The sequence below is a fragment of the Streptomyces phytophilus genome, assembly GCF_013870535.1.
GTDB classification, from domain to species: domain Bacteria; phylum Actinomycetota; class Actinomycetes; order Streptomycetales; family Streptomycetaceae; genus Streptomyces; species Streptomyces phytophilus.
This window is the reverse complement of sequence record NZ_JACBXC010000354.1, coordinates 1-5,156: the sequence shown is the minus strand read 5'-3', so window position 1 is coordinate 5,156 and position 5,156 is coordinate 1. Positions and strand designations below refer to the sequence as shown.

Here is a 5,156-nt window from a genome sequence, read left to right as displayed (position 1 = left end):
GCCGTCGCCGCCGTCGCGATCGCGCTGGAGGGGCAGGGGCACGCGGTCGAGCCGTACGCGCTGCCCCTCGACGGCCGCTTCGAGCAGGACTTCATCTCGTACTGGGGCATGCTCGCCTTCCTCGCCGGCGCGGGCGGGCGGTTCGTGTACGACCGGCACTTCGACGGCCGCCGGATGGACGGGCTGAGCAGGGGCCTGCGGGCGACGTACATGCGCCGGATGCACACGACCCCGGCGTTCCTGCGCCGCCTGCGCCGCGCGGCGGACGAGGCGTACGACGCGGCGCTCACGCGCTACGACGTGCTGCTGTCCCCGGTCCTCGCGCACACCACCCCGCGGCTGGGGCACCTGTCGCCCAACGTCCCGTACGAGGAACTGCTGAACCGCCTCCGGGCGTACGTGGCCTTCACGCCCATCAACAACATCAACGGCAGCCCGGCCATCTCCCTGCCCGCCCCGGCGGCCGACCCGGCACCCGCGGGCGGCGTGCCGGCCGGGGTGATGCTCTCGGCGGCCCACGGCGACGAACGCACGCTGCTGGAGCTGGCCTTCGCCCTGGAGGCCGACCGGCCGTGGCGCCGGATCCAGGACGCCTGAGGCGGGGCGGGGAAGCGGACTTGTCTTCGGAAGAGCCGGTGACCGAGCGGATCGGCCTCCGGGCCCTCGTGGACGGCACGCCGGTGGCGTGGACCGCCACTGTCGACCACCACGAGGACGCCTGGCGGCTGAAGATCGAGTCATCGTCCGCCGTGGAGTGGGAGGGCGAGGGCGCCGATCTCTTCGAGGCGCTCCGGCAGGCCCGGGGGTGTCTTGAGCCGAAAGGCGTCCGGTTGTGCTGCAACGGCGCCCGTATCGATACCTGGCCGTCCCGGATGGCCAGGGAGCACGGCGCCTGGGTGGTGTACGTCCACCGCCGCTGGCTGCCGACCACGGTGCGTGACCTCGTGCCCGTCCTCGGAGCGGCGGACGCCGGCAGGATCGGCACGGTCGCGGAGCAGGACGATTACCACGCGTGGCACCTGGCCAACCGGAAACGCTGGTTCAACCTCGTCAACCCGCTGTGGTGGATCTGGCTTTTCACCAGCTCATGGGGGCGCCCCAAGGGCGGCTGACGACCAGGTGCCCGGCCGGGACGGCCGGGCACCTGGGTTCGGCGGCGGGGTGGTTCGGCGTGACACCCGTTCGCCTGTCCGGCCCGGAGGCCGGTCCCTCGTCGTCGCCCCTCGCGACGACGACGGGTCTCGGGGGTCAGCCGGGTCGGGCGACCCGGTGACTCATGCGCAGTCCGACTCCACCGCACCCGCCGACCAGCGGACGCCGCCGAGGAGGTGGCGTACGAAGTCCGGCTCGGCGTACGACTCGGCGGTGTGGCCGCCGCCGGTGTAGAACGACCGGCCGCCCTCGTACTCCTGGCACCAGGCGATGGGGTGGTCCTCGCCCATCTGCCCGCCGTCGTACGTCGTCTCGTCGAGTGTGGCCAGCACGTGCGCGGTGTCGCGCGCGTTGGCCCGGTAGTCGTACCACTCGTCGTTGCGGACCCACTGGTCGTCCAGGTGGGCGGTGGCGTCGTGCGCGTGGTCCTCCACGTTCACCGTGGCCTGCTGGATCGCCGGGTGGGAGGCGAACCAGGCGCCGACCAGCTCGCCGTAGAACGGCCAGTCGTACTCGGTGTCGGCGGCGGCATGGATGCCCATGTAGCCGCCGCCGCCCTTGATGTAGCCCTCGAACGCCGTCTGCTGGGTCGCGTCGAGCACGTCGCCCGTCGTGTGCAGGAAGACGACCGTCTCGTACTGCGACAGGTTCTCCCCGGTGAACGCGCCGGCGTCCTCCGTGGCCGTGACGGTGAAGTCGTTCTCGGTGCCCAGTCGGGTGAGCGCCGCGACGCCCTCGTCGATCGAGTCGTGCCGGAAGCCGGCCGTCTTGGAGAAAACCAGCACGTCGAAGGGGGCTGCTGCCTCCTCTGCCGCGGCCGGCGCCTGCGGCGGCGGGGCCGCCGTCGCGCCGGTCATCGGGAGCGCGGCCACGGCGCCCAGCAGCAGGCACGCGGCGGCCGGGACGGCGAGCCGCCGGGCCCGCCGCTTGGTGGTGTCGGTCACTGTTCGCCTCCGGAGCCGAGGGTGAAGGAGTCGACGGTGAAGGGCGCGTCGCCCGCGCCCGTGAAGACCAGGTGCAGCGTCGTGGTCTCCGCCGGTGCGTCGGCCAGCGTGGTGGTCACGTCCTCGTACGTGTCCGCGCCTCCGGTCGCCGGCACGTCGACGGTGCCGAGCAGCGCGCCGTCCGGTGCGTCGGCGCGTACCTCAATGGCCCCGCCGGCCGCCTCGGCGGCCACGCGGGCGGTGAAGTCGCCGTCCTCGACCAGGTACGGGGTGAACGCGACCCAGTCGCCGTCGTCGATGCCGCCGGCCCGCGCGCCGCCCTCGGCGGACCCGGACTGCTCGACCTCGACGCCCTCGGTGGTCTTGAAGTGCTCCGCCTGCCGGTGGCGGGGCTGCGCGAGGTGCTGGTCGGTGACGGTCGTGCCGTCCGCGGCGGTGTACTTGGCGGTGAAGACGCCGAAGATGTTGGCGCTCACGTCGTGCCCGCCGTCCTGGGGCGTCTGCAGGGTGCCGGAGCAGCCCGAGGCGGACGCGAGGTGGTGGGCGTGCGAGTCGTGGCCGAGCAGGTAGTCGAGGGTCACCTTCGAGCAGTCGACCTCTCCGCCGTCGGGGTCGGTCACCTCGATCTCGAACGGCACGGCGTCGCCGAACTCGAAGAGCTGCCCGTCGCCGGGGAGCTTCAGCTCCACCGACGCCGCGCTCGCGGCCTGCGGCGTGTCGCTGTCCGCGCCGCCGGCCTTCACCACCTTCGGCTCCTCGCCGGCCGCGGCGCCGCCTTCCTCGCCGGCCGGTACGTTCTCGATGCGGTAGAGCGCGCTGGAGTCGTCGCCGCTGCCGAAGCCGGTGCCGTAGTCCAGGACGTAGAGCGCGCCGTCGGGCCCGAAGGCCATGTCCATCACCTGCGTGCCCGACCAGGGGAAGTCGTTGATGGACTGGACCCCGCCGGAGCCGTCGACCTTGATGTTCTTGATCCAGCGGCGGCCGAACTCGCCGGCGAAGTAGTCCCCGTCGAACTCCTCGGGGAACTTCACGGCCGAGTCGAGACCGGCGTCGTAGTTGTAGACGGGGCCGCCCATCGGGGACTCGGAGCCGTTGCCGAACTCGGGGACGGAGTTGCCGTCGTAGGGGATCCAGGCGGCCTGGGCGGGCGGCAGCTCGGTCAGGCCGGTGTTGTGCGGCGAGTTGTTGACGGGGGCGCCGCAGTTGTAGGTGCCGCCGGAGGAGCCGTTGCCGAAGTCGTACTCGACGTAGGCGTCGTTGTCGCCGGTGCAGTACGGCCAGCCGAAGTTGCCCGGCTCGCTGATGCGGTTGAACTCGACCTGGCCGCCGGGGCCGCGGGTGGCGCTCGCGGTGCCGGCGTCGGGGCCGTAGTCGCCGAGGTAGACGACGCCGGTGGCCTTGTCGACGCTCATCCGGAACGGGTTGCGGAAACCCATGGCGTAGATCTCGGGCCTGGTCTTCTCCGTGCCGGGCGCGAAGAGGTTGCCGGCCGGGATGTCGTACGAGCCGTCCGCGTTGACCTTGATCCGCAGCACCTTGCCGCGCAGGTCGTTGGTGTTGGCGGCGGAGCGCTGGGCGTCGAATGCCGGGTTCCGGTCGGCGCGTTCGTCGATCGGCGTGTAGCCGTCCGAGGCGAACGGGTTGGTGTCGTCGCCGGTGGACAGGTACAGGTTGCCCTCGGCGTCGAAGTCGATGTCCCCGCCCACGTGGCAGCACTGGCCGCGGGAGGTCGGGACCTCCAGGACGGTGACCTCGCTGCCGATGTCCAGCGTGCCGTTCTCGCCCAGGACGAACCGCGAGAGGCGGTTGACGCCGTCGAAGGGCGCGAAGTCGGCGGGGCTGCCCGTCTCGGGGGCGCCGCCGCCGGGGGTGTTCAGGGGCGGGGCGTAGTAGAGGTAGACGAAGCGGTTGGACGCGAAGTCGGGGTCGGCGGCGACGCCTTGCAGACCCTCCTCGTCGTTGGTGTAGACGGGGAGCTTGCCCGCGACGCTGGTGTCGCCGTTGGCGTTGGTCAGGCGCAGCGTGCCGTCGCGCGCGGTGTGGAGCACCGACCGGTCGGGGAGCACGGCCAGCGACATGGGCTCGCCCATGTCGGGTACGCCCTTGGCGAGTTCGACCTGCCGGAACTCCGCGGCCGCGGCTTTCGGCGGCGCGGCGGTGGCCGTCTGCGTGACCGTGAGCGCGACCACGCCCGACGTCACGAGCAGCCCGCCCGACAATGCGGCCATGACCTTTCTGAGTTTCCTGTGCACGCGTTTCCTCCGGGGAGAGGGTCGGTGGGGGGTTGCACAGGCGCGTGCCGTCGCGCCACGGGGCGGCGTCGTCCGATGGAGGGGGGTGACGACGCCGCCCCGGCTGACCGGTCCGCAACAAGTTAACTTCTTTTCGCCACCCTGGGAACTGCTTCGACTCAACCGCAAACAAACTTTATCCACCAAGAGTCCAAAGCCCGAAGGGACTTGGCAGAACCCCCGTCTCTGCCCCTTCTTGCCTCCAAGAAGTGAAGACAAGGGTGTTGTCGCAGATTGATCGTCAGGGCACTTTCTTTCCGCGCTCCGACACGGCCGTCAAGAAATCCGGCTGACCGGCGTGCGGACCGCGGCGGGCGCTCAGAACACCACGAGCGCCCGTCCCCCGCGTCCCGCGAGCATCGCGTCGAACGCCGCCGGGATGCCGTCGAGCCCGATGCGCGCGGTGACGAGCCCGCCGAGGTCCAGTTCCCCGGCGCGTACGTGCGCGGCGATGGCGGGCAGGTCGCGGGCCGGGTCGCTGTTGCCGTAGACGCAACCGGAGAGCGTGCGGCCGAAGTAGAAGAGCTCCAGCGCCGAGAACGACACCCGCTCCTCCTGCCCGCCGATGCCGACGACCGTGGTCCGGCCGCCGCGCCGCGTCGAGGACCAGGCGGTACGTATCGACTCCGCCCGGCCGGCGCACTCGATCGCCACGTCGGCGCCGATGCCCGCCGTCAGCGTACGGATCCGCTTCGCGGTGTCGCGCTCCCCGCCCGGGGCCGCGAGGACGAAGTCGGTGGCCCCCGCGGCGCGGGCCAGCTCCTCCTTC

General features: G+C 71.9%; 5 protein-coding genes. 2 read left to right on the top strand and 3 right to left on the bottom strand.

Going from position 1 to position 5,156, the window contains the following annotated elements:
• Together H5J30_RS16775 and H5J30_RS16770 are read left to right on the top strand one after the other, a co-directional pair.
• Nucleotides 1–597 (top strand): amidase family protein (locus H5J30_RS16775; RefSeq protein ID WP_258563362.1); only part of this gene is annotated, 597 nt, incomplete at its 5' end.
• A 20-nt stretch (nt 598–617) separates the two neighbouring features.
• Nucleotides 618–1,112, top strand: coding sequence for a hypothetical protein (locus H5J30_RS16770; RefSeq protein WP_181788235.1), 495 nt, complete (start codon nt 618–620; stop codon nt 1,110–1,112).
• Nucleotides 1,113–1,274: 162 nt separating this feature from the next.
• On the opposite strand, the gene H5J30_RS16765 is transcribed toward H5J30_RS16770, so the two are convergent.
• The 3 genes from H5J30_RS16765 to H5J30_RS16755 all read right to left on the bottom strand — a co-directional run.
• Nucleotides 1,275–2,009: a ThuA domain-containing protein gene (locus H5J30_RS16765; RefSeq protein WP_258563363.1), complete on the bottom strand. Its 735-nt coding sequence runs from the start codon at nt 2,007–2,009 to the stop codon at nt 1,275–1,277.
• Between the two features lie 83 nt (nt 2,010–2,092).
• A complete protein-coding gene (locus H5J30_RS16760; protein WP_258563361.1) occupies nt 2,093–4,324 on the bottom strand; it encodes a PQQ-dependent sugar dehydrogenase in 2,232 nt (743 codons plus the stop codon).
• A gap of 381 nt (nt 4,325–4,705) precedes the next feature.
• Nucleotides 4,706–5,156 (bottom strand): zinc-binding dehydrogenase (locus tag H5J30_RS16755; RefSeq protein ID WP_181788233.1); only part of this gene is annotated, 451 nt, incomplete at its 5' end.

Bases quoted from the DNA above. Each gene is read 5' to 3' on its own strand.
- H5J30_RS16760 (WP_258563361.1), bottom strand. From the start codon at position 4,324: ATGGCCGCATTGTCGGGCGGGCTGCTCGTGACGTCGGGCGTGGTCGCG.
- H5J30_RS16765 (WP_258563363.1), bottom strand. From the start codon at position 2,009: ATGACCGGCGCGACGGCGGCCCCGCCGCCGCAGGCGCCGGCCGCGGCA.